The organism is Prevotella sp. BV3P1 (assembly GCF_000479005.1).
In the GTDB taxonomy this organism is placed as follows: Bacteria; Bacteroidota; Bacteroidia; order Bacteroidales; family Bacteroidaceae; genus Prevotella.
The window spans coordinates 49101-75196 of sequence record NZ_AWXC01000048.1 but is presented as its reverse complement, the minus strand read 5'-3'; the positions used below and the strand labels follow the sequence as shown (position 1 = coordinate 75196).

Annotated in this window: 17 protein-coding genes and 1 pseudogene; 1 reads left to right on the top strand and 17 read right to left on the bottom strand. The window is 44.3% G+C overall.

The window, feature by feature from the left end:
* Nucleotides 1-174: 174 nt before the first annotated feature.
* The 8 genes from HMPREF1254_RS09070 to HMPREF1254_RS09040 all read right to left on the bottom strand — a co-directional run bounded on the left by HMPREF1254_RS09070 (nt 175) and on the right by HMPREF1254_RS09040 (nt 12759).
* A complete protein-coding gene (locus tag HMPREF1254_RS09070; RefSeq protein WP_023058356.1) occupies nt 175-1326 on the bottom strand; it encodes an OmpA family protein in 1152 nt (383 codons plus the stop codon).
* Nucleotides 1327-1341: 15 nt separating this feature from the next.
* Nucleotides 1342-1911 carry a hypothetical protein gene (locus HMPREF1254_RS09065; RefSeq protein WP_036875103.1) on the bottom strand — a complete coding sequence of 190 codons (570 nt, stop codon included), beginning with the start codon at nt 1909-1911 and terminating at the stop codon, nt 1342-1344.
* A gap of 74 nt (nt 1912-1985) precedes the next feature.
* Nucleotides 1986-5108: a collagen-like triple helix repeat-containing protein gene (locus tag HMPREF1254_RS11500; protein ID WP_023058333.1), complete on the bottom strand. Its 3123-nt coding sequence runs from the start codon at nt 5106-5108 to the stop codon at nt 1986-1988.
* Nucleotides 5109-5580: 472 nt separating this feature from the next.
* Nucleotides 5581-6975 (bottom strand): asparagine--tRNA ligase, encoded by a 1395-nt coding sequence (gene asnS, locus HMPREF1254_RS09055; protein WP_023058369.1) that lies wholly within the window; start codon nt 6973-6975, stop codon nt 5581-5583.
* Between the two features lie 155 nt (nt 6976-7130).
* Nucleotides 7131-8597 carry a pseudouridine synthase gene (locus HMPREF1254_RS09050; RefSeq protein ID WP_023058344.1) on the bottom strand — a complete coding sequence of 489 codons (1467 nt, stop codon included), beginning with the start codon at nt 8595-8597 and terminating at the stop codon, nt 7131-7133.
* 194 nt (nt 8598-8791) lie between these two features.
* Entirely contained in the window at nt 8792-10138 is a 1347-nt protein-coding gene (gene purB / locus HMPREF1254_RS09045) for an adenylosuccinate lyase (RefSeq protein WP_023058359.1), read from the bottom strand.
* Between the two features lie 71 nt (nt 10139-10209).
* Nucleotides 10210-10398 carry a cysteine peptidase family C39 domain-containing protein gene (locus tag HMPREF1254_RS12525; protein WP_408939370.1) on the bottom strand — a complete coding sequence of 63 codons (189 nt, stop codon included), beginning with the start codon at nt 10396-10398 and terminating at the stop codon, nt 10210-10212.
* 24 nt (nt 10399-10422) lie between these two features.
* The gene (locus HMPREF1254_RS09040) at nt 10423-12759 is read right to left on the bottom strand and encodes a TonB-dependent receptor (protein WP_023058349.1); all 2337 of its coding nucleotides are present in this window, start codon (nt 12757-12759) and stop codon (nt 10423-10425) included.
* A 203-nt stretch (nt 12760-12962) separates the two neighbouring features.
* Between HMPREF1254_RS09040 and HMPREF1254_RS12520 the strand changes: the two are divergent.
* Nucleotides 12963-13049, top strand: a pseudogene (locus HMPREF1254_RS12520) (transposase); the annotation flags it as partial.
* 686 nt (nt 13050-13735) lie between these two features.
* Here the strand turns inward: HMPREF1254_RS12520 and HMPREF1254_RS09035 are convergent.
* From HMPREF1254_RS09035 to HMPREF1254_RS08995, 9 genes are all read right to left on the bottom strand, one after another.
* Entirely contained in the window at nt 13736-13957 is a 222-nt protein-coding gene (locus tag HMPREF1254_RS09035; protein ID WP_004349202.1) for a DUF2795 domain-containing protein, read from the bottom strand.
* 58 nt (nt 13958-14015) lie between these two features.
* Nucleotides 14016-14567: a cob(I)yrinic acid a,c-diamide adenosyltransferase gene (locus tag HMPREF1254_RS09030; protein ID WP_036875175.1), complete on the bottom strand. Its 552-nt coding sequence runs from the start codon at nt 14565-14567 to the stop codon at nt 14016-14018.
* A 12-nt stretch (nt 14568-14579) separates the two neighbouring features.
* Nucleotides 14580-15188, bottom strand: coding sequence for a hypothetical protein (locus tag HMPREF1254_RS09025; RefSeq protein ID WP_155945453.1), 609 nt, complete (start codon nt 15186-15188; stop codon nt 14580-14582).
* Nucleotides 15189-15328: 140 nt separating this feature from the next.
* Complete coding sequence (locus HMPREF1254_RS09020; RefSeq protein ID WP_023058339.1) at nt 15329-16399, bottom strand: Ig-like domain-containing protein; 1071 nt, start codon at nt 16397-16399, stop codon at nt 15329-15331.
* 19 nt (nt 16400-16418) lie between these two features.
* Nucleotides 16419-17357 carry a BT_3044 domain-containing protein gene (locus tag HMPREF1254_RS09015; protein ID WP_023058352.1) on the bottom strand — a complete coding sequence of 313 codons (939 nt, stop codon included), beginning with the start codon at nt 17355-17357 and terminating at the stop codon, nt 16419-16421.
* A 28-nt stretch (nt 17358-17385) separates the two neighbouring features.
* Nucleotides 17386-19389, bottom strand: a complete 2004-nt coding sequence (locus tag HMPREF1254_RS09010; RefSeq protein ID WP_023058334.1) for a RagB/SusD family nutrient uptake outer membrane protein — start codon at nt 19387-19389, stop codon at nt 17386-17388.
* A 21-nt stretch (nt 19390-19410) separates the two neighbouring features.
* Complete coding sequence (locus HMPREF1254_RS09005; RefSeq protein WP_081699063.1) at nt 19411-22491, bottom strand: SusC/RagA family TonB-linked outer membrane protein; 3081 nt, start codon at nt 22489-22491, stop codon at nt 19411-19413.
* Between the two features lie 11 nt (nt 22492-22502).
* Complete coding sequence (locus tag HMPREF1254_RS09000; protein WP_231385843.1) at nt 22503-23831, bottom strand: IPT/TIG domain-containing protein; 1329 nt, start codon at nt 23829-23831, stop codon at nt 22503-22505.
* Nucleotides 23832-24921: 1090 nt separating this feature from the next.
* Nucleotides 24922-26076: an OmpA family protein gene (locus HMPREF1254_RS08995; protein ID WP_023058353.1), complete on the bottom strand. Its 1155-nt coding sequence runs from the start codon at nt 26074-26076 to the stop codon at nt 24922-24924.
* Between the last annotated feature and the right edge of the window lie 20 nt (nt 26077-26096).

Below are 26096 nucleotides of genomic sequence, written 5' to 3'. Positions count from 1 at the left end.
CTCCTTCACTCACGAACAAATTGACCACCAAAACAGCCTCGCAAACTGACAAAGCTAATTGATAGAACCGCCCTTAAGTAATTACTACGCAAATTTACACATAATTATTGAAAAAGAAAAGGGAGGGCCTTGAAAAAGACTCTCCCTATGTTTATATGACTAATATAACCGCTATTACTCGGCAATACAGATGGTCACACGGTTCTTTTTGTTCTGTGCGAATGGCTGTACGCGAGCACCCTTCGAATCAGAGATGATTCGGTCGGCTGCAATGTTATATTTCACTTTCAAGGTCTTTACAACAATCTGTGCACGAAGACGACCTAAACGATCGTTGATGCGATTGTTACCAGTACCGGCATCAGCATAACCCGTAACAGATACCTTTGCGTTGGGGTTGGCATTGAGATAGTCAACCATTTCCTTGATCTTGTTTGCTTCTGTAGCACGAATCTTGGCAGAGTTAATCAAGAAGAATACGTCACGACGGAAAGGTTCTACTTTCTTTTCAACCACTTCTTCTTTAACCTCAGGAACTGGTGCTGGGGCAGGTGCCGGAGCAACATGCTCTTCTACAACTGGCTCTGGTTCTGGCATGGGCTCTGTCTTCTTATAAGTCTTGCCCAAGTTGATGCGGAATCCAGCCAATGCATTGAAGTACCAGTCAGGGTTGTCGGCTTTCTTAGAGTTGTACTTATCGCTGAGGATATTGGCATTACCCTCAATCAAGAAGCTAACAGCATCACCCAAACGGAAAGCTAACTCAACACCACCACGACCATAAGGCTGTACTTTAGTACCATCCCATAAATTCTGCAACTGATAGTTGTCTAAATTCTTCAAGGTCTTGGCAATGGCATTCACCTCATCATTCTTCCATGCGATGTTAGCACCACCACCTACGAAAGCTGTTACGTTGAATACGCGGTTAGGATTCCAGCCACAGAATAAATTTGATAAATTAAACATCAAATCCAAACCTGGAGCCACATAATTAAATTTATAGTCAGCAGTGTATGGATTACCGGTACGAGCCAACTCATAACCATTCCAGCCTCCCTTGCTCTGCCAGCCATTGGCTTGCAAACGCAATGCAAAGACAGGTGAGAACTGATAACCAAGACCCAACTGTACATTTGGAGACAACAATTTGTCAAACTTAGCTTCGCCAAGTGTGTACTGTGCACCACCCTGAAGATTCAGGAAAGCATGTTTCTTAAACTGATATTCGTTGTTGGCTTTATCCGTATAGGTGGATTGTGCCGACATTGTTGTTCCAATGCCTAAAAGCATGGACGCAACGATTAAAATCTTATAATTTTTCATCTTTATAATGTCTTTTTAATGCTGTTCTTTATGTCTCATCTCTGTTGCATACTCAGATTCCATTGAGTCTTTCTTATCCTTATCAATAATAGTCTTATCATCAGAGTGACTATCAATTACGCTCAACTTCCATTTCCCAAGATAGACAATTGGCTTAAAATAAAATACCGTCTTTACTTCAGGAACATTGTCGTGAGCTGGCATGATAACAGCCGTAACTTTAGCTTCATTCTCATAGGTCTCGCTGAACTTTAAGTAATCAATTCGATGACTCTGAATTGGAAGCGATTTGAGCAAAGAAACCATGTCTTTAAGCTCTTCATTATCCAACAGCTGTGGCTCGGAATACACATCACGATTGTCAAGTTTTACTAACATGCCAGCAGCTGATGTTGCGTCTCCGGACTCAGCATATTGAAAGAACTGATCAATCAAATGTATCACTTCTAAAGAATCCTGATTAGTTAAAGATACTTCGAATGCAGTCTTAGTCTGAGGAGCAGGCTTCTTCTTACATGAACTTACGAAAAGCCCAAGCGAAAGGAAAAGCAAAAATGAAATAAAAGAAATAAATTTCCTCATCATATAGTATGTTAAGAAAATAGGCAGGCATGCTAATCATGCCTGCCTATTTATAATATTAAGCGTATGTCAAATAATTAATGACGCTTTGCATTGTTCTGAGTTTTACCCACCGTACACTTAACAGTTACATTGATTGTTCCCCAATGATATTTGATTTTTGCAGGAATGTTCACAATGAAACCAGCTACGGTCAGACCATTATTCTCATAAGTAATCGTACCAAACTTACGAGCTTGGATTTCTGCTGCAGTCTGTGGCTTGTTGTAAGAGAATTTTAATTTCTTAGTAACGTCAGAAAGTTTCTTCATCGAGCCATCCAAGTTAGTTTCTGCATTAGCCATATCAAGATCGATAGACTCAACTCCATAGTACTTCCAATAGTTTTCACCCTTGGTCTTAGCTGCATCTGTAAAGTCGTGATCACGCCAATCCATGAATGTCAAATGCAAATCAGCCGTAGAGCCATTGGTTTCAGCATCTGTAAATTCGGCAGTTGCATTTTTCACATCAACAGGACGGAGGAACTTCACATTAAATTTACTATTCTTCACAGGCACAGCAGTATTGCCACAGATAGAAGCCTTAACTTCAACTACAGCAGTAACAGTGTTAGCAAGGTCTGAATGGTCATAAGCATTCAAGAGTTTCAATGCGGTTTCATTCTTGGAATAAGTTACGACACCTGTAGCAGGATCAATAGAAGCAACCTCATTTGTCTTAGCTTTCTCAGCATAAACTTTTGTACCATCTTCGTTAGCATAAAGTCCTTTACCAGTAACAAAAGCAAACTTGAGATTAAGACTTGCATTCAAAGCTGCATAAGGAGCCTTCAATTCATCAACGGTAAGCTTATTTCCAAGCAAAGCATTCTTTATATTGAAAACATACTCATCATCAGCAGCAGCAGTCACTGCACCATTCATAACTGTATTATCTGTGCTACCAACTACTTCTACGTTACCATGAATATCCATGTATCCAGAGCCTCCGATATTACTGTTTTCAGCATACCAATATTTCTGAATCTTATTAGCATCACCAAAGTTAGTTTCGGGTGTGATGTTTATGTTCTTAGGAGTCCATGTAAACTTCACATAGAAGTAATCGTACTTACCCTTAGCACCTGTCTTCTTGTAACGAACGTAAGTAGAAAGAGTTGTCTTACCTTCCTTGAATGCGGCCCAAGCTTGTCCGTTCTTAACAGTCCACTTCAACACCTCAGTCTGAGTACCTTCAACGTCTGCTGTTGTCTGAGCAATTACACCAACTTTCTCGGTTGCGGGACTAGCGTTAGGAGCAGCCGCATCGAACTGTGTTGCATCATCAATGTTGCCTTCGAGTTTGTAATTATCTTCGAAGTCTAATTTAGACATATTAAGCTTAGCAATAATCGACTCTTCAACTTCATGCCACGGCAACGTCTTTTCAAGAACGTTCTCATCACCACAAGCAATTGTATAGTCTTGATCAACTACAGGTACATCGTAAGTATACAATTGTGGATCTGCTGGAATATCTTGTGGAGCAACAATTTTAATCTTAAAATAACCAACGGCAGCAATCTTATTATTATTAGTATCTGTCAAAATAACACGTACCAAAGGTTCGCGATCGATAGTTGCTTGGTTCTGTTCATTGTTCTTTTTACCCTCTTCCTCGCTGTATGCATAAGCTTGCTGCTTACCATTTTTTGGCATTTGTGCACGAAGTGTAAAACCATCCTTTGCAATTGCTGCATGAGCACTTACTGAGGTCTGGTTGTTTCCATCGTACCATCCTACCAATTCGAATGTGTATTTGTAGCCAGACTTCTCAACTTTTCCATCAGCGGCATTTTTGTCCCAATCAGAATATGCACCAACGGGGCCATCAGCTTTCATATATTGATAACGAGTATTTACATATTCACGCAAATCAATACCCTTGTCATTATTCCATGCCAATTGCACTGTTGCATCGTTATCAATGGCATCCTGAGCTGTTTTATACAACCAAGAAGGAGTATCATCATTCTGGGGAGCATATTTAGGATTGTTCAGCACAAGACCCGTGTACGTATTGGCGCGTACAGCTGCGTAGTCTGATGTAACTGTTGCATCGTCGTCAGTGTACTGCAAAGCAAGCACTGTCACTTGATCATCAAGTGCAATATTTTTAATCACATCACCATTGTATGATGCGTGTACAGTAGCATAGCCCGTCTTTGACAAATCAACAGACTTCATTGTGAAAGCTGAAGATACATCTGCACCTGCACGAGTATAATCTTTATTGAAAGCTATAAAGCTATACTTAGCTAAATCCTCCTTCATCTTAGCGTTAGTAGGATTCAAGTGATAAGTGGCAGCCAAATCGGGAGAAGACACAACCTCATCGCCTACCTCTGGTTTATCTTCACGAAAGTCGCCATCAGCATTTACCCTCTTAACTGTCTTGGCGTTGAAAGTAAATGTATTAAAGTCGAATGCCTGAATGCCTTTGTAATAGAAATCAGGAACGAATACAAGAGATTTCAAGCTGTTTGTCAGAGGAATCATAACAGGATCAGACTCTGCCCCCTTAACGTTAAACAACTTCAAGAAATCAGCATCCTTAACAGCTGTGATTGTACCAGGAGCCAAGAAAGAGATGTCTGTTGAAGTAGTCTTACCATTTTCTACTAAGTCAAACTTACCTGTCTGTGCATTAGGAATATAGTACTTACCATCTGCACCCTTGTCGCCTTTTTCGCCTTTGTCGCCCTTAGGTCCAACTTCGCCCTTGTCGCCCTTAGGTCCAGCTACGCCCTTGTCGCCCTTAGGTCCAGCTACGCCTGGGTCACCTTTGTCACCCTTAGCACCGTCCTTACCAAGTGCCTTATACTCGGTAACTACACCATCTTTAACCCAATAGCCTTGATCGTTAATAGTCCAAACAGTACCGTTTGCACCATCCTTACCATCCTTACCATTAGTAATCTCGAATGTTTTGCCATTACTCATCGTAACTTTCACACCATTATTAATAGGTGCTACGCTGGTAATCACGCTACCACTCTCAATCAGTTTTTTAATCTCATCAAGTGACTTCTTGAGACCGTCAATCTGTGTTTGCAGATTGTTGATGTCATCATCGTAGTCCTTACAAGATGTAAACGTACCTACAGAAGCTGTAATCAAAGCTCCCATCAGCAGCGTACTTAAAAATTTCTTTCTCATACGATATAAAAATTAAATAAAACAATAAAAATTAAAATATATACTTAGCTAATATTGCATTGGATTCTGGTCAAGAAGCCAACACAAATAATTTTTTCATACCAATAAACGTCATTTATGTACATAGTAACCGTATTTCAGGCAAATTATTTCGGTGCAAATATATAGATAAATATTAGAACTAACAAATAAAATGCATCTTTTTTTTAATTTAGTCAAAATTTTTATTCCCGCCATTTTACGAAGCATAACCCGTCAGTTATATTTACATTTCCGTATAACAGAATGTGATTACATAATTGAAATGGTATTGTAATGTTCACAAATTATATATTAATTTCACAGAATAGGTTAGCTGTTTTCCTGTTTTACCTGAAAATGAAGTTAAGATGAACACCCATTTCACGGAAGGCTGATGCACCATCACGCCATGACTGACACGAATTCATCCATGGCGCATGGCTGGACATCATTAGAATTCTGCGTTCTTCGGTGTACGCGGGAACGGGATGACATCCCGAATGTTCTGCATGCCAGTCACAAAGAGAATCAGGCGTTCGAAGCCCAGACCAAAGCCTCCATGCGGGCAAGTGCCGTATTTACGCGTGTCGAGATACCACCACATGTCTTTCATCGGAATGTGGCGACGTTCGATTTCAGAAGTCAGTTTCTCAAGATTCTCCTCTCTCACCGACCCGCCGATGATTTCACCAATCTGCGGGAAGAGCACGTCGGTACCTTGAACGGTCTTGCCATCCTCGTTCACCTTCATGTAGAAGGCCTTGATGTCCTTGGGATAGTCGTACATGATGACCGGTTTCTTAAAGTGGTGTTCCACCAAAAAACGTTCATGCTCACTGGCCAAGTCCATTCCCCATGACACGGGGAACTCAAATTTATGTCCATTGGCTGCCGCCTCTTCCAATATCTTGATACCGTCTGTATAGGTCAATCGCACGAAATCATTTTTCAAAACGCCCTGCAACCGTTCCAGCAGCGTTTTGTCGATCATCGTATTGAGGAAATCAAGATCGTCCTTACAGTTGTCCAAGGCCCAACGCACACAATATTTGATAAAGTCTTCCTCGAGATCCATCAACTCGGGCAAGTCGATGAAAGCAATCTCTGGCTCAATCATCCAGAACTCGGCCAAGTGACGAGGCGTGTTCGAGTTCTCCGCACGGAACGTAGGCCCGAATGTATAAATCTGCCCCAAAGCCGTGGCTCCCAACTCACCTTCCAACTGTCCACTCACCGTGAGACTGGTCATCTTGCCAAAGAAATCATCTTCGTAGCTCACCTTTCCATCTTCCCCCTTTTTCAAATCATTGAGGTTCTGCGTGGTCACTTGAAACATTTCACCGGCGCCTTCAGCGTCAGAGGCTGTAATCAAGGGCGTGTTGAAATAGAAGAACCCGTGTTCGTGGAAATATTGATGGATGGCGATGGCCATGTTGTGACGGACGCGCATCACGGCGCCAAAGGTATTTGTGCGCAGGCGCAGGTGGGCATGCTGACGCATGTACTCAAACGACTGTCCTTTCTTCTGCATGGGATAGTCGCTGCCACAAAGGCCATAAATCTCAATGTCCTTGCATTGGATTTCCACGCGCTGCCCCTTGCCTTGGCTCTCTACCAAGGTACCGGTAACACAGAGGCAAGCACCTGTTGTAATACTCTTCAACGTATCGGCATTGACCTTTGACGGATCAACAACAATCTGTATATTCTTGATGGTAGAACCGTCATTCAAGGCAATGAAATCAACTGCCTTACTACTGCGATGGGTACGTACCCATCCCTTTACCACCACTTCTTTTCCAAAGTCGGTGCTCTTCAGAACATCAACAACTTTTGTACGTTTCATTGTTTGTATTTTTTTAGTTTACGAGTTGACTAGTTTACGAGTTCACGAGTTATTACTGATGGCTTGGGGCATTCGCAGTCGATTATAGAGCGACATTATAGAACCATCAACTTGTCAACTCGTGAACTTGTCCACTTGTCCACTATACATCTCAACTACTCAAATGCTCCCATGCGAAGTATGTTCACCTCTTCTTCTGTCAGGAACCGCCAGTCGCCTCGACGAAGGTTTTTCTTAGTTAACCCGGCGAACTGAACGCGATCCAACTTGATGACACGATAGCCCAGACTCTCGAAGATGCGGCGAACGATACGATTCTTACCACTATGAATCTCGATGCCCACCTGGTTTTTATCGGTGTCATGGCCATACTCTATGGCATCTGCATGCACCTCTCCGTCTTCCAGTTCTATACCTTCTGCAATCTTTTGCATGTCGTGAGCCGTCACGTTCTTGTCCAGGAACACATGGTACACCTTTTTCTTCAAATACTTGGGGTGGGTCAGCTTGCTGGCCAGGTCACCATCGTTCGTCAGCAGCAGCACGCCCGTGGTGTTGCGGTCCAGTCGTCCAACCGGATAGATGCGCTCTGGACACACGTTCTTCACCAAATCCATCACCGTCTTGCGCTGCTGCGGATCATCGCTGGTGGTGACGCAGTCCTTCGGCTTGTTGAGCAACACATACACTTTCTTCTCCAGAGATACCGGTTGGTCATGGAACACCACCTCATCGGTGCGCATGACCTTGGTGCCCAGTTCCGTCACCACCTCGCCGTTCACCTTGACCACACCGGCCTGGATGTACTCATCGGCCTCGCGACGACTGCAAACGCCGGCATTCGCCAAGAACTTGTTCAGACGAACGGGCACGGTGGGATCTACATGCTGTTCACTGTATTCGATGCGCTTCTTCAAGCTATACTTGGCATTGGGATCGTAATCGGGTGTACGCTGACGATAGCCGCCACGATTGTTGTAGCCGCCATACTGCTGTTTACCCCTATTGCCGTAGCCACCTCGATTGTAGCCACCCTGCTGACGAGGTTGATAACCTCCTTCACCATCGTTGTTGTAACGTGGACGATAACCACCCTGCTGACGGGGTTGGTAGCCTCCTTCACCATCGTTGTTGAAGCGTGGACGATAAGCGCCCTGCTGACGAGGTTGATAACCACCTTCACCATCATTGTTGTAACGAGGACGATAGCTACCCTGCTGACGAGGTTGATAGCCACCCTCACCATCGTTGTTGTAGCGCGGACGATAGCCACCCTGCTGGCGAGGTTGATAACCCTCACTGCGATAACGGGGACGATAACCGCCTTGCTCACCATGTTGATTGAAGCGGGGACGATAAGCACGTTGCTGTGCGCCACCCTCCTCATTGGTCTGCAAATTGCTGCCAAATCCTTCAGGACGGAAGCCCCCTGCCTGGTTTAATCGCTCTGGGCGATTGCTGCTGTATGTTCGTTGACTCTGGATTCGGGGACGACGTGTCCGCTCTCCTCCGCCATGATAGTCGCGTTGATTGTTGTCTGCGTGATTTTCGTAGCCCTCCCGAGCTGAACCTTGCTGTTCTGATGATTGTTCTTGAAGATTTTTGTTTAATTCTGAATCCATATTTTTTGTTCTTTTTCTTTTTTAATCATAAGCCTCACGGCCTTATTTCTACTTTCTCAAATGGAGATGACCAGCTCCGAGCGAGCCATCCCTTTAAAATGATTTTTGTTACTTTCTACCTTATTTATATATATCTACTTATTATTTTGATTTCACGCTATCACATGTACCCTTCATATTTTCTCTACGAGCCTTTATACACCCGTATAGTTGTGAGGGGTGATGGCCATCAACTCGGCTTTCACCTCATCACTGACATCCAGTCCTTGCACGAACTCGTGAATGGTTTGCTCGGTCATTTTCTGATTGGTGCGCGTCAAGGCTTTCAATGCCTCGTAAGGATGCGGATAAGCCTCTCGACGAAGAATGGTCTGTATGGCCTCTGCCACGACAGCCCATGTGTTGTCCAAATCCTCACTAAGTCGGTCTTCGTTCAGGATGAGCTTGCGAAGTCCTTTCAGCGTACTTTGAATGGCGATGACGGTGTGCCCCAATGGAACGCCCACGTTTCGCAAGACGGTAGAATCTGTCAAGTCGCGCTGCAACCTGCTCACAGGCAGCTTCTGCGCCAAGAATTGCAGAATGCAGTTGGACATGCCTAAGTTGCCTTCACTGTTTTCAAAGTCAATGGGATTCACCTTGTGAGGCATGGCACTCGACCCTACTTCGCCAGCCTTGATTTGCTGTTTGAAATATTCCATGGAGATATACATCCAGAAATCTCTGTCCAAGTCGATGACGATGGTGTTGATACGGCGGATGGCATCAAACACAGCCCCCATGTTATCGTAATTGCTGATTTGGGTGGTAAACTGCTCACGGTGCAGTCCGAGCACTTCTTCAACGAAACGGTTGCCAAATGCTTTCCAGTCGATGGACGGATAAGCGACATGATGTGCATTGTAATTGCCGGTTGCCCCGCCAAACTTCGCACTCATCTTGCAGGCCTTCAACTGCTCCAACTGCTCGCACAGACGGTAGGCGAACACCATAATTTCTTTGCCTAGGCGGGTGGGCGACGCAGGTTGACCGTGTGTCTTGGCCAGCATGGAAACGTCTTTCCATTGTTCGGCATACTGCTCCAGCTGACCAATCAGCTCTTCCACCTGCGGAACAACGACCTCTGCCAGCGCCTCTTTGATAGACAGTGGCACGCTGGTGTTATTGATGTCTTGCGACGTTAAGCCAAAATGGATGAATTCCTTGTAAGCGTCCAGTCCACCTATCTTGTCAAATTCTTCTTTCAGAAAATACTCCACGGCCTTGACGTCATGATTGGTCGTACGCTCGATGTCCTTGACACGTTGGGCAGATGCCTCATCAAAATGCTGGTAAACATCCCGCAAACGACTGAACAGCGCTTTGTCGAACGATGCCAACTGCGGCAAGGGCAACTCGCATAACGCGATGAAATATTCTACCTCAACGCGTACACGATAACGAATAAGTGCGTACTCCGAAAAATAATCGGCCAAGGCAACCGTCTTGTTCCTATAACGTCCATCTATCGGTGAGATGGCGGTCAATGCATCCAGTGTCATATCTACAATCTTGTCTTAGGCGACAAAATTACGAATTAAAATCGATATAGCAGGCGAAGTTTCTATAAAAGTTACTTAAAATAATATGTACAAACGCCTAATTCTGTTGCTATAGTCTTAACATCTCTGATTGTTATGCCAATACGAGATATACTAAGACCCTCTTTTATATATTGTAGCGAAATAGGCTTTCCATAGAATGCACAGAGCATCTGCAAGCATACGGCTCCACAGTCTGTACTCTCCATTTGCCAAAACAATTTAAATTTTTTCAAAACTCGCTTTTAATAATTAATATCAATTCCTCGTTCTATTCCCTCATTGTTCAAGGAACGTTTGGTATTGTTTCGTTTCTTGCCAAAATCAAGTCTATAACTCACGCCCAACAACAGCATATTAGCATTGTCCCTGATACATTGGCTGTATTCTTCGGGATGGACGTCTGAAACGACGATATTCTCATAAACACTGCCTCGCTTTGTGAACATGTTCACCCCCGTAAGTGAAAAGTGCCAGTTCTTATGCTTATACTGAACCTTGATTGTGTTCCACCTATCCTTTGTGCTGTATGAGTTTCCTGACAAATTATAGTCGGGCTGTATCTGATACATAGCAGTTATGAGCCAATTTCCGAAAGACAACGCCCCATTCAGGGATGCGTACAGCCGATTCCTGACATAACTCTTATCCGTCATGGTGATATGCAAATTATTCCAACCTACGTTCCCCCATACTGTCGCAAACCCGAAAAGTTCTTGTGCCGCTAAGTTCAACTCAAGATTGAATTGGTCGTTGTGCTGTCCGTTAACAGGGCGACTCATAAACATGTCATAATACGGACTTGAAACATCACTGATATAGCTATAAGCGTAGTAGATAGGCTTCTGTGTCCTGCTGTAAGAAGCCCACAAGGAACCCGTAAAACGTTTATCGGCATATCGTACATATACCCTGTTCCTAATATAGGAAGACGGTTTCAGGTCTGGGTTACCCTGCCGGATGGTAATGTCGTCAACCCTTTGTATCAAGGCAGACTGCTGCGTAACTGACGGCAACGACGGTTCGAGCATCAGCAGATAATTCAACGTCAGACGTTGTGATAGCGGATAATTGGCAACGATGTTTGATTTCAGCCTTACAGCATCTGTCTTGTACGAGTTGTTGTTGGCATGATTGTAAATGCCGATAGCACTTAGACTGTAACCCAAACGCTTGATTTTTCCCTGTAGTTGACCATACACCGACAGCCTGTTCTGAGTGATTTTACCCTTACCTAAAATCCCATTCTCTGTCTGTTCGTTGTCGGTACTGTTATAATACTCCTTGATTCCCAAGGCTGCGACAAGGTTCTTGAGGGTTTTAGAATACATAATATCGGCAGTTAAACGCCACGACTTATCGTTTGTTAGCGACAGTACGGAATCATCGGGCAACGGCCTTTGATATAAGTTGATGTATCTACGGTTATAATCGCCCGACCCATATATGCCATACGCATTGGCTTCAATATATTGTGTCTCGTCTATCTGCTTCCTAAAGAACAAATCGATACTGGGCGAACTGTATTTCAATTTTTTGTGCGTCAGGTTCTGATATTGTGACAGGTTACCCATATATTGCTGCGTGTTCCATGAATCTTCATCCATCTTTTGATTCTCAATTCCAAAACCGGCCTTTGCCGCAAAAACCGTATTAGGATCATGCATATAGGTATAACCCAATGATATCGTATTCCACCAGTAGCGGAAGTCGCCGGGTATTCCGTTTCTTTCTCTCAAGACTGGGGCATTCCGTCCGATAAACTCACAGGAAGAGTTTATTTCCCTCTCATCGTAATCTCTCCAGTTGGTGCTATAATTGAGTTCCCATACGGATTTCTTGCGATAATACCCCAAACCAATATTGCCATTGAGAAAACCAGCATTAGCCCCTGTCAGCACATTGGCGATGACCGATCCCCCATCACCTCTCGGATTGAGTATCACATTAATCACCCTGCGGTTTTCATATCTTACGTCAGGATTGTCATGGTATTCAATACGTAAGATACGTTGCGGGTTTAACGCCAAGAAATGACTTAGGCTACACGGTCTTCCGTTAATCTTAAAAACAGGTGTCGCATTATCCACCTGAACCGATTGCAAGGACTCGTTCACCGTCAGTCCCGGCATTTTATATTGCATGTCGCTCAACAGTGACAAACCGTTGGCTGCCCGGTCCAACTCCCTTCTTGACGGGATGATAATATATCTGTCCGGCTTTTGAATGACCGTTTGGGCAGTGACAACAACCTCTCCCAAACTTACTTCCATGGGTTTAAGTTCTATTGTACCCAAATCTACAAACTCACCGTCAGTACCAGATATCCTGATGTAGACCGTGGTATAATCCTCTTTCGATATTTCGATTGCCAATATAGAATCGGTAACGTTTGCCGATGAAAACTTCCCCGATGGGTCGGTTTCAACCCCGACAACCACCTTCTTCATACTGTTACGTCCGATAACCAAGGCTTTCCGTATCGGTTTACCCTTTTCATCAACCACAAATCCTTTTACTATATATGCATGCAAGAATATGGATTGCAATAACATAGCCAAAACAAAAAATATCTTTCGCATAGCCTAATTTTATTGTTAGTATAATTGAGAACAAGAGTTCTATATAGTTAATGAGAAAAATGGTTGAGCTCCATCATTCTATTCCATCTGAACTTTATATTAACGTGAGTTCGACGAATTATAAGTGTCTATAAATTGGTGATTAGCAAAATTTGTTGTACCTTTAAGGTATTGTTTACAAACAATTACAAACAAAAATCGCTTTGATCACCGAGGACAAAGTTACTGAAATATTATGTATGGCAGATGATTTCTGCAAGTTTTTTGATGCAATGGTGGCAAAATATACGCGGCACTGTCAGTCAGAGTTGAGGTTGCTCATGAGTTAATGAGTTCGCGAGTTCTCGGATAGTGTCTTTCGTTGATATTTTTTACCAAATAATGCCCTAAAAATGGCACTTGAAAATCTTCAATCTAAGAAAAAAACAATAGGCAAAGAGGATGCAAATGAGAGATGATTGGACAAGAAAAACCAACATTCCATTCAAAAGTAATGAGTTTATCCAGCAAGAAGCATCCTTTTGACCCGCTATCTACACGCTATTATGCGTTAAAAGCTTCCCTATATCTGTCGTCAGCACCTGCTTTTGGCGGGTAAAATGGAGAAAATGAAACTGCATAGCAATATCAGAAACACATAAGCAACTGTGTATAAGCGAGATGCAAAAGTTGCGCATGCTTGGCATATTTGCGCCTACGAGGTGGGTTGGTTATCTACACGCCAAATATGAAGAAACAAGGTGTCAAGAAAAAATTCATTCGCAAGGCCAAGCATACGTCTTATTGAAGCCCACTGGAATGAAATCAACCGAGGATTTTTCTACGCAGCTTTAGAATACTTCGTTCTACCAGAATGGCCTCACATCTTGCCGAAAAAAGAAAGCCCAAGAGTAGGTTTGCTGCCCTTGGGTACTTCAAGTCTCTACATTTTCGGTAAAGCCTTATTTACATTCACAAAACAGCCAGACTCGTGGCTTTAGTATTCGTCTTCGTTAAACAGGAAATCTTCTTTGGTAGGATAATCGGGCCAAATATCTTCGATGCTGTCATAAACATCTCCCTCATCCTCTATTTCCTGCAAATTTTCCAGCACTTCCAGTGGAGCACCGGAGCGGATGGCATAGTCAATCAGCTCATCTTTCGTTGCAGGCCAAGGTGCATCTTCAAGTTTAGAAGCAAGTTCAAGTGTCCAATACATAGTTTATCAAAATTAGATGTTAATCATTTTGCGTGCAAAAATAATGATTTTTCTATAATCACCAAGAAAGTTCCCACTTTTTTTCCATTACATTCTCATTAAAGTTGATTTTTCTGGCCAAGACAAACAAATAATCGGACAGTCGGTTCACAAAAGCGAGAATTTCCAACTGTATTGGATGTGCTTCGTTCAACGAAACCATGCGCCGCTCGGCACGTCGGCACACCGTTCTGCACACATGAGCCTGTGCGCTGGCAGGACATCCTCCTGGCAACAAAAATGTTTTCTGAGGTGGCAAGGCCTGCGTCATCCTGTCAATCTCTTGTTCCAGCTCGTTCACCTCATCTGGCTGTAAACGAAAGCGATCGGCTTGAGCCGGATGCTGCGGATCGCAGGCCAGATAACTGCTGATGACGAACAAGTTGGACTGTATACGCTGAACAAAAGCCTTGTCGGCAGCATCGGTCAGCAAGGTATCGAGCACGCCAAGATGCGCATTGAGTTCGTCCAGCGTTCCGTACGTTTCAATGCGCAGGTCATCTTTTTTCACTCTGGCACCGCCGATGAGCGCCGTAGACCCCTTGTCGCCGGTCTTTGTATATATTTTCATTGCATCTGACATTTAGAAATTGATGATATAGACTTGTTTTGATTTGGTATGATCAAAAAAAATGATTCCACAATCATAGAGATCAAAGGCCACCCTGGTGCGTTCATCATTGACCAGCTCTTTCCATCGCATTTTTGCCTTTTTAGAGGCGTAGATTCCCTCAACAATGAGCATCGAACGCTCGTGCGCGCTACTGACAAAGGCTTCACACATGGGCCACCGGTCATCCTCCATGGTCATCACCAGCACGTCTGCCGCCGCAACCTTGTCTACCTCACCTACCTCATCGCCATCAACGGGGATGGTCGTGCGGCATCCTGCCTGGACATAGGCGCAGTAAACATCATTTTGGAGTGTACACAGTGCCCACCGTCTGGCCTGCGTCGCGTTGGCAATGCGAAAGTACAGGCGTGCCAGCTTCAGCGTCAAACGGTCTTCATGTGGGAAGGCATGCTTCAAATCAGCATAAGCATGATAAGGATGATGCGCATTGATGACTTCTCTATCAAAGCGATAAGCCGACGGCGACTGTATGCCAAAGCCCTGCGAATGTGTGAAACGACGCATGAAAACCATGCTCCGCTTGAACCAGTAACGTAGGGAGGACAAACCGTTAACCATAATTCTTTCTATTTATAATGACAAAGAAAGCTTATTTGTTTTGTTGAGGCAATGCCTATCTTGTGCAAAGGTAGATAAAAAAAGGCACTTTCTATAGTGCTTACTATTGAAAGTGCCTGGAAGATGATGGAGAACTCTCCTTATTCAGTTCGTGTAAATTTCATGTTCCTGATGTTAAATCCGGGATTCTCAATGATGAACTTGAGCTTATGGTGGCCACTGGTCAACTTCATTGTCAATGGCGCATCTGTAGGACGCCATGTGAAGTTTCCCCAACCACCACTGCCGGTAATTATGATAGGTCCGAAGAGGTCAACCCCATCCAATTCGAATTTACACCGCCCTTTTTGATCATTAGGTGCAGCTGCCTCGAAGGCAAGCGTGTAGGTTCCGGCATCCTTTACTTCAAGGGTATAGAGAAGCCACTCGCCCGCAGCGGTATAACCAACGCTCTTTCCACCTTCAATATCCACTCTCGAGCTATTGGGATCCCCATTATTGGCACGATAAGTGTCGTTGGTACGCGAATCATCAACATCATGGAAAGCATAACCTTCACCACCGATATCAAAATGTGCAAAGGGCAAGAGCAAGGGCGCATCAGCTGAAAGAATATGCGGGCCAAGGAATGGGAAGCTGTATGAAACAACCACCGCAACGTCTTTCACAATTGTTCCGTGACGATAATGAATGGTTGTCACGCCTTCATTGATTCCTGTTACCACGCCCGACTCGGAAGCGCGAGCTACATCCTCATTGTCTGACCACCATCTGCTGTCTGCGATATCGACATCATTGGCATTGTAGGGAACAGTTTCTAAAAGGACTGCACGAGAGCCGCCGGGCACCAGTTCCAATCGAGTATAACTGAGTTTAATGTCTTTCAATGGAATTTTGTCCATCACATTGACTTCTACCCTGAACTCGGCATCACCGCAAGTGACTACCACATCCGTATTTCCGCTGTTCATGGCAGTAACCTTTCCGTTGTTCACTGTGGCGACATTTTCGTCCAATGAAATCCAGCGATAGTCACCTAAGTTTGCTGGACTAACGATAAGCTGCATCTCATCTCCCACAAACATATTTAAAGACTTGTGATTGACATAGATCTCTGCCTTTACATCCTTCTCTTCATACTCATGACAAGAGGTGAACATGAAAAAGAATAGCAATGCGAGTGGCATGAGTTTATCAAAATATTTATTCATAGTGTCTGGATATTAAAGTTTAAAGTTTGTCTTCTTCCTCCTCCGTATCCTTGCTGTACTGCAAACGGAGTTCTTCTTTCATTTCATACGATGCTGGACCTATGGTGTACCTATAGTGAAGCAAGAAAGTCTTATAGGTGTTATACCCGTCGTTCTCATAGTAAAACTTATTGGAGAACTCAGCATCACCATCAAGCTGCTGGATAGCCAAGTCACGGTAAGGCTTGATGGTAACGGCTCCATCGTCTGCGATTTCAAGAACCATTGCCGCCCGTTCAAAAGCCTCCTTGGAAGACGAATAAGTTTCATTGCCAACCATGACTCGCACGGAGTTCTTACTCAACGGTGTGACAATTTTTGTGCCAGGCAAAGATATTTCCGTGCCACCAGCAGCATTTTTTCGCTTGCCTCGCATGGTATAAACGGTAGACCCATCACTCTTGGCCCACTTGTTCTTCATCATAACATGGTACAGGATGAAACTCTTCTGCGGATTCAACTCGCAGGCATCATAGCTTTCTACCCGTAATGGAATGAAATACGTAGTGTCTGGCGACAATCCTTCTGGATGGATGGAGATAGGCATCTCACCCTTGATGCTTCCTGCCTTCAGCACACACTTCAATGACGAGATGTTATAGAAACGTGCTGGCAAAGGCTTGGCGTACTTACCTACGTTCAAGTCGAAATTGTTCCTGTTGTAAGCATCAATCAAGCCTCGGTCTTCAACCACGTTCACGGTCACGTCCCTGTCAAGCGGTTTGGACCCGCCAACCGAGAAGGCAACATACCCCATGGTTTCATCCCGGTCGAGATGCACCATCTTGGTGTTGACGTTCTCAGAATTGCAGATGAATGCAAACACATTCTTGTACTGCTCGCGCTCAAAAACTTCATAGTCGTCGCATGAAGTCAATGCAGTCAACGCGACAGCCATCATTATATATTTTATTTTCATAGATATGCTTGTTTAAATGTTTGACTCATCATTTCTCCCAACCTGGGTTTTGGTCAAGTGACTTCACCTTTCTCACTTCCTGGATTGGCAAAGGCAAATACACCAACTTTTTGTTGACAATACGTTCACCTATGCGGGAGGTATTAGGAATGACTCGTGAATAGAACGTTTCCTTGGTACCATCCACATTCATGCCCATGATGGGTTCGCTCTCACTCTCCTCATAGGTTCCCCAACGGCGTACATCAAAGTAACGCCAGCCTTCACAAAGCAATTCCACCATTCGCTCTTTGACAATCAGCTTCTGCATGGTTTCTACGCTGGCCAATTCATCTGCCGAAGCTCCGGGGATACCAGCACGGTGGCGCACCTGATTAAAGGCTTTACGCATTTCTTCAACATCACGAGAAACCGTGTACTCATGGTCGCCCAGCTTGACAGTATGGCTAGTGGTTAGATGGTTCAATGCCTCGGTATACATCAAGAGAACGTCAGCCAAACGAATAATAGGATAAGCCTTAGCCATACGACGGGCATTGGTTCCACCCCACGCATCATTCGGATGGATGAACTTCTTCAACACATATCCCGTTGGCGTAAAGTCGGTGGCACTATTCTGCTTGCCGTTCGGTGCGTCAAAGTAATAAGTAATGGTCTTGTTGTAATCGCCCGATGAAGTAGCCGAAGACATGGGCCACCAACACTCGCTGAAGCCAATCGAGGCATAGAAGCGCATCTCGCGGTTGACATACATGTTATACACGCCAGAATTCAGTCGATAACCGGAGAATGTCTTCTGCGACGTTGTAAAACCTTCTTCTGAATAAGGATAAGCTGTTGATGAATGATCGATAGAACGACCATCAACCATCGAATAAGCATCTATGATTTTCTGTGTGATGCCATATCCGTTCCAACCGCTCTGCTTCAGGGGGAACGACATTCGAGTATTATCCGTTAAGGTCTGACTATTGCGTGCCCACACCCACTCTGGGTTGCTTGCTAAAACAGACTCGCCGGTGAACATTTCCGAATAGGATTTAAAGTGATCGATTCCAGCAGCACCATCCGGCCAAGACTTGTAATAGTCAGGGTCAGAGGTTACCCCCTCTGGTAATGGCGGAGTGTCACTATCGGCCTCAACCGTATGCAATCTAAACAAAGGCGCACCACCACTCTTCAGTTCCATGACCCGCTTAGCAGCTGCCGCTGCAACGGCCCAACGACCTTCATCATACGTTTGAGAAACATAGAAGGCGCCATCAGTAGAGCGTTTCCAGGAGCCAAAGTAACGACGTGCAGATGCACCGCCATTATAAGTTGGACTGGCTTGATAAAGTCTTAGACGGGCAATCAAGCCATAAGCGGCTGCCTGAGTAGGACGCCCAAACTCCATGATGGGAAGTGTTTGTGGCAAGTATTTGCCAGCTTCTTCTAATTCGTTGCAAATATAATCAACCGTTTCGTCGTAGGTTGAACGCTGACGGTCGTAACTCTCCAATCCTTCGTTGGAAGGAAGGATGTCATCACCCACGATAACGCATGGGCCATAGGCTAATAAGAGTTTATAGTAAGCGTATGCTCGGAGAAACTTGGCATAACTGACGATACGCATACGATCGGTTGTTTTGAGGTCTCTTGCCTCATCTACCCTTTGTAATAAGGTGTTACATTTGCGGACAGTGATGTACGACCCTCTCCAAAGATCCCAGAACGAGTAGAGATTTGAAGCGTTAATCTCTCCCAACACCAAGCGCAAACCATTATAGCCATGGCGTGTAGCGTACATGGTAAAGGCCTCGTCTGTGGCCAACGGGCCAGGGAAGTCGGCGTCCTGCAACAAAGAGCCTTCGTCCCTTTCTTCGGCTGTGATGCCCCACAGATAGGCTTCTACATTACGTTTGTTGGCAAACACCGAGTCGATCTTGATTTCATCGGTAAAGTAATTATCCACATCCAGGAAGTCACACGACGTGAACAAGCTGGATGATGCCAACAACAATGTTGCAATCATTTTATTTTGTCTTTTCATATTATGCGTTCTTTAAGGTGCTTATAAGTGAATGTAGAGCTGCAGGGTGTAAGTGGCTGGCAACGGATAGGCACGCCCATTCTTATGCGCCTGTTCGGGATCGAAGATCTTCACCTTGTCCCATACACATAGGTTGTTGCCAATCAACTGGACGTCAATGGACGACAAGCCCAAGCTCTTGATGAATTTATTGTTCAGGTTGTAATTCAATGTTACTTCCTGCAAACGGAGATAACGTGCGTCACCCAACCAGAAGTCTGAGGTTTGGGAGTTGTTCGCATTGTTGCCGTATTGCATGCGGGGATACATGGCGTTTGGATTTTCTGCATACTTCAGGTCAATACCATTATCTTGTGCATACTTTTTCGAAATCCATCGGTTGGCAGGATCCAATGCCTGCGTCAGCACATTGCCCATCCTACCGTTGGCAAACGGAACATAGCCTGAGCCTTCCTTGAAGTAATCAGTACGTCCGGTCCCTTTTAAAAGAACACCTAACGAGAAATTTTTATATCTGAACTCTCCACCAAAACCATACATTAACGTAGGAGGATTGAAGGGATAGGCAATAGGCACCCTATCATCGGCATTGATAACTCCATCGCCGTTGATATCCTTATACTTGATGTCACCAGGCTTCACAGCGCCAAATGTCTGGATGGGGCTGGTCTCGATGTCGTGTTGATCTTTGAACAGACCAACTGCTTGAAGACCGCGTATAGTGCCGAGTGGATAGCCATTGGCATCCTGATAAGGATAGATGTGCGGTTCTTCTTCCCAGTTCAACACATCGTTTTTGGAATAAGTGAAATTGCCTCGCACGGTGAGCGACATACTTTTACTGAAATCATGACGGAATGATGCATTACCATCTGCACCAAAGCTCACCATCTTTCCCACGTTGCTATAGGTTTCTGACACCAAGCCGACGAAGGCAGGAATCTGCACACGCGGTTTGAAAATACCATCACGCGTGTCATGGAAGAAATCAACCGTGAACGATACTTTCTCCTTGAACAACTTACCTTCCACGCCAAGATTCATCTTTATGGCCTTTTCCCATCTCAGGTTGTCGGCACCAATATAGGTTTCACGCAAGCTCTCGACAGCAACAGGCGACTCGAAGGGATAAACATTATCTCGGCTAACCAAAGTGAGATAAGGGAAACGACGTTTACTGATTCGGTCGTTGCCCACAGTACCGTATGAAGCTCTTAGTTTTAAGAAGTCCAAGAACGGCAACATCTTGTTCACAAATTTATAATTGGTAGGTATCCATCCCACAGCTACAGAAGGGAAGAAGCCAAATCGGCGACCAGGCTGAAAGTTTTCAGAACCCGTGTAACCGAAGTTCAAGTCAACCATATAAGTATCACGGAAACCATACGTCAGACGGCTTGAGATTCCCTGATACCGAAGAGGGATGGCGTTCATGTTGGACGTGCCATCACTGGCCTTCTTCTCGTCACTCATATAGTAGTAGATCAAACCCGACACACGGTGATCATCACCAAACACACGGTCATAGTTCAAAGTGGTTTCAAAATGGTATTTGCGATAGCGATCGGTATTTTGCCAATAAAGCGAATTCCTTTCAGCCACCCGCAGAGCAGTAACCAATTCTCCGTTCTGTGACCTTCCTACGGCCTCATACAACGGTGGATGCACATATCGGTGTTCCCAAAACCAACTATAGTTATCGTAAGCTCCCTGAGCCCTGACCTTCAGACCTGGGGTAATCATCGACAAGTCCTGCTCGAGTGCCAAAGTAACCTTGTTGGTATTCTTCTCCGACTTGCGCTTTCCCAGCTGGTTGATCATGACGAACGGTGACATCTCGGCTCCCGGTCCTACGGCTGGTGACTGTCCGTTGGAGTACAAAACAGGCAAGCGCAATGGGTTAATCTGAGCTTGGGCTGTCCAGATATAATCGGTAGAGGCAATGCCTGGCTCGTTGTGCACAGACAAGAAACCGTCTGTACCAAAATATACCTTAGTGGTTGGAGTGAGATTGATATCCAAGTTGGCACGATAGGTATACGTGTTATAACCCACGTTTGAACTGTAAGGATTGTTCTTTTGCGTCTTGTATGCGGCATCTTCCTTGTTCATACCAAGACTCACGAAATATCTCGCAACCTTGGCTCCACCTTGCGCACTAACATAGTAGCTCTGTCTCCACGAATTATTCTTAACAATCTGGTCTTGCCAGTCAACGTCAGGATAAATATCTTGATCGGTGTGGTCGCGGATGATGTCCAACTCCACTGGTGAATAAAGCGGTGTTTCACCACGCATGGCTCTTGCCTCATTTGCCAACGTAGCATAATCGTAAGCACGTGCATACTTGGGCATACGTTTCAAATGTGACAATGACACCGACGCGCGGCCCGTGATTCTTATTTTGTCAGCCTCACCACGCTTGGTTGTTACCAAGATGACACCATTGGCACCACGAACACCATAAACCGCAGTGGCAGAAGCATCTTTCAAAACTGAGAAACTCTCGATATCGGCAGGGTCGAGTGAGTTGATGTCACCTTCCAAACCATCAATCAAGACCAATGCACTGGCATTGGCACCGAAAGTTCCCATTCCACGAATCCAGAAGTCGGCGATGTTCTTACCCGGCTCACCACTTCCCAGCGTTGAAATAACACCGGCAACACGTCCGCCTAAAAGATTGGCTACCGAGGTGGTTGGCGTTTGCAACTCACTGACGTCTACACTGGTGACAGCAGCCAGCGAGGATATCTTGCGCTGCGTACCCAAAGCAGTGACAACAACCTCATCCAACTTGCTTTCTTCCTCAACAAACTTGATTTTCAGGTCACGCTTTTCTTCCGTAACCAAATATTCTATTTTCTTCATTCCAACATAACTGAACACAAGTTTGTCACCGCGAACAGCTTTGATGGAGAATTTTCCATCTATGTCAGAGACTACGCCTGTTGTCGCTTTGTCAGAAATAGTGATGGTTACCCCCGGTAGAGGTCCACTATTATCCGACACTACTCCTTCCATTGTAAATTGCTGTGCCTGTCCCAACATAGACTGCACAACCACCATCATGGCAAAGATTGCAACTAAATATCTTTTCATACGATTCAAGGTTAATTAATGGTGAGTTTTCTAATTCGTGCATTCCCGTAATCGGCCACATAGACCGAACCGTCCTGACTGATACCAATACCACGAGGCTCGTTAAACAAGGCATCATCCTTGGTACCATCTTTCCATCCCGCCGATCCTGGCATGCCAAGCACGGTTTCTACCATATTGTCGGGTGTGATGCGCCTGATGCAGTGGTTACCGCTGTCGGCAACATAGATATTTCCATCTTTATCACAGAAGATCTGAGCAGGACGCAAGAATTGTGCATTCTCCAATTTGCCGTCACGGTGGCCTCCAGAAGTGTTACTACTTGACACGCGGCGGAAAGTTCGCTCGGGATCAGTCACGTCTACCGTACAGATACTATTGGCCAAGTCACCTGCGTTGTCCCAGAAAGAGATATACAGGATGTTTGGATGCAGCGGATTAAAGGTTAACCCATAACTATCTCCTTGTGGAGTCTTGTGTATAGGTGTCAACTCATAAGTGCTTGGGTGAATTTTCACCAAATCACCATAATAAAATCTTGTGTAGATGGCACTGTCAGAAGGATTGACAACCATACAGTGTTTCCACCCATATTCGGGAATGGGATAGCCTTCGGGGAATCTCATTTCTCGGTTTCGCGGTGCCCAAAACTCCATAGGATTCATGGAGACAAACGAGCCTGGCGTTGTCTCGGTAGGCATCGTAATGATACCAGTGTTTGGGTCAGCACAGGGTACATTGCCTACAATTTTTGGTGGAATTAGCATCACCATCTCGTTCTTCTCCTCGTCTATGCGAGTAATGGCCCAACTTTTATCTGTCCCGCCATTGCGACTAACGCAGAATATATTGTTGTCTTTATCTACACACACATAATAGGGCTGGATGGACGTTTCTTCGAGCGGCCCTACCACCACCTCGTCTTTATTACCATTCCCCGCTATGGTACTAACGGTAACTGACTTATGGTACCTGAATGTTTTGGGGTAAACCAGTGAGTCTTTTCCCACAACAACGGAGATGACACAGGTGTCACCCGGCAGACGCGGGGCCAAAACGTACACATTCTCTCCCGTTGAACCCACAACAGCTGCTTTGCGAGAGTTGAAATAAACCTTGATGGCTTTGGGGTCGTTCCCCAGATTTGAACCTTTCAAGATGACCTTTTCAAGATATTTTCCGGAGTCAGGATAGAAAGACAACAGCTTCACAGGCTGTGAGGGATCATAGGCCCGCCCAAGGGTACCCTCAACTGTGTCTGAAGAACTACAACCTGCCACGAATGCCGTTGCCATCACACACGACATCATCAGGAATGAAAATTTACATAATTTCATCATATTGTTATTAAAGGTGAATAAATTGTTTCTTAAAAATAGAAGAAGGTAGACGAAGCCAAACAGACATTGACTCATCTTTCAAGCTGTAGGGTCATGATAAAACTCCTACATAAATTCATGATTACATGATTATATAATACAGGTAAAGGAATTTTTCTTACCACATACTTAGGGGGGGGGGTAAGATGCTGATTCTCAGGCGTTTGCAAGAATAATGATGACAGCTTCTCATTTAAGTATCTGCGTCTGGATTATTAAAGTTTTATTTTACAGTGGCAAAGATAGATAAATTAAGTGAAAAAGAGAAAAAAATAAATTGTTTTTTTTCTAAAAAATAAGGAAAAGTACTACAACTCCTTCATGTAAGAATAGTGCTTTTCGTTTTATTGCTCAAACGGAACGGAACATTTACAAAATACGTTCTGTTTCATCATCATTTTAACACAAATGCTGATAGTTTTTTCAACAAACGATGTCATGTGCTGAAAATATGCGAATAATACGCAAAGTCTTCCATCAAGTTGATTACTAATGCTTTATAGGTTTTTTCTACTTAAACGACAATCAAAAAGGAATGTGTTTGGAACAAAAAATCCTTCTTTGTGCTTATAAAAGCCTTCTATAGGATGCAAATTAGAAGGAAAAAGCATACAAGTTGGACGACAAAGGCATGGTAATAGCCGACTTACCCCATTGGAATTAGACACTAAATGATGAATATAAGGTTTTGAACGTCTAAAAACAACATCTAATCTTTCTATTTTGCGATTTTATTTTGTAAGATTTTATGAACGAATTTAACAAACGAAAGGTTTATTAACATACATGGATTGTGCTATCAATCATTCTGGAATATTTCAACACAATTTCGCAAAGGTTGTTTCATTCGTTCAATTCGCTGTAAAGATGAAGGATGGTGCTGTTTTTTCAGCGAACAACTCTTTATTAAATGAGAAGCTGTAGGAAAGACATAACGCAACCATCTTGAGACGGAAAACTTACTACTTAACAAAAATAAAGAGAGGCGTTCCACCTCGTGAAACACCTCTCTCATGATATAATATCTTATATGAGATAAGATTCTTCTAAATTACTCAGCAACCTGAACAGTAGCACGACGGTTGAATGAGATTGGAGAAAGCTCATCAACACCACCGTTACCCTTGGTAGAGATGTTGTCGCGGCTTACGCCCATCTTAACAAGCTCGTTAGCAACTGTCTTGGCACGCTCTTCTGACAACCACTGGTTGTACTTGGGCTTGCCAGTTGCACTGTCAGCATAACCGTTAACCATCAAGCGAGAGTTGTTCTCCTTAGCATACTTAGCAACAGCCTGTACGTTTACGAGATCCTTCTGAGAAGCGATGTTTGTCTTGTTGATGTTGAAGAATACAGATACAGGGGTTGTAACAAACTCCTTAACAGCTGGAGTTTCAGCTGGCTTCTGGTTAGCCAACATGTCCTTCAAGCGAGCGTTCTCAGCATTAGCGTCATTGAGCTGTGCATTGAGCGCGTCAATCTGTGACTGTGACAAAGCCTTGATGGCATCAACATCAGGTACGCGATCCCATGAAGCCTTACCCAAGTTGAAGGTCAAGCCAAGCTCGCCATAGAAGTTGTTGTCGTGTGAATCCCATCCACGAGTACCAATTGTCTTTTCGGTACCACCATCGATATCTGTTTCCAAACGGTTCCAACCTGCCTCTAAGTGAAGAGCTACGTGTTGACCCAAACGGAATGTATTCAAGATACCAACGCTCAAGTCCATAGCATACAAGTCGTGTGTCATCGTGCGACCAAAGCCAGCACCTGCAAATGGAATGAAGTTCCAAACACGATTTGGATTGTAACCACAAAGCATGTTGCTCAAGTTGAACAATGCATGCTCGTTCAAAATCCAATACTTGTTATCATGTCCTACTGGCTTTCCAGCCTTGTCAGCATAAACAGTCTTACCCCAAACACCCTGCAACTTTGTGCGGAGACCGAGGCCCGGTGTAAACCACTTACCTACGGCTATTGATGCAGCGGGGCTTGAACGGAAATCTTTGAATGGACTTCTGGCCAAACCATTTCCATGTTCTTCGCTTGAATACCAAGCATTCCACTCACCACCTACCTGGATAAACCAGTTACTCCAGAAAGAGTTGGTTGCTACGCTATGCTTCAACGTAGGGTCTGCTTCTTGTGCCATTGAGCACATAGAAACGCCGGCAAATGCCAAAACGATTAAAAATTTTCTCATAACCTTTATTTATTAAACAA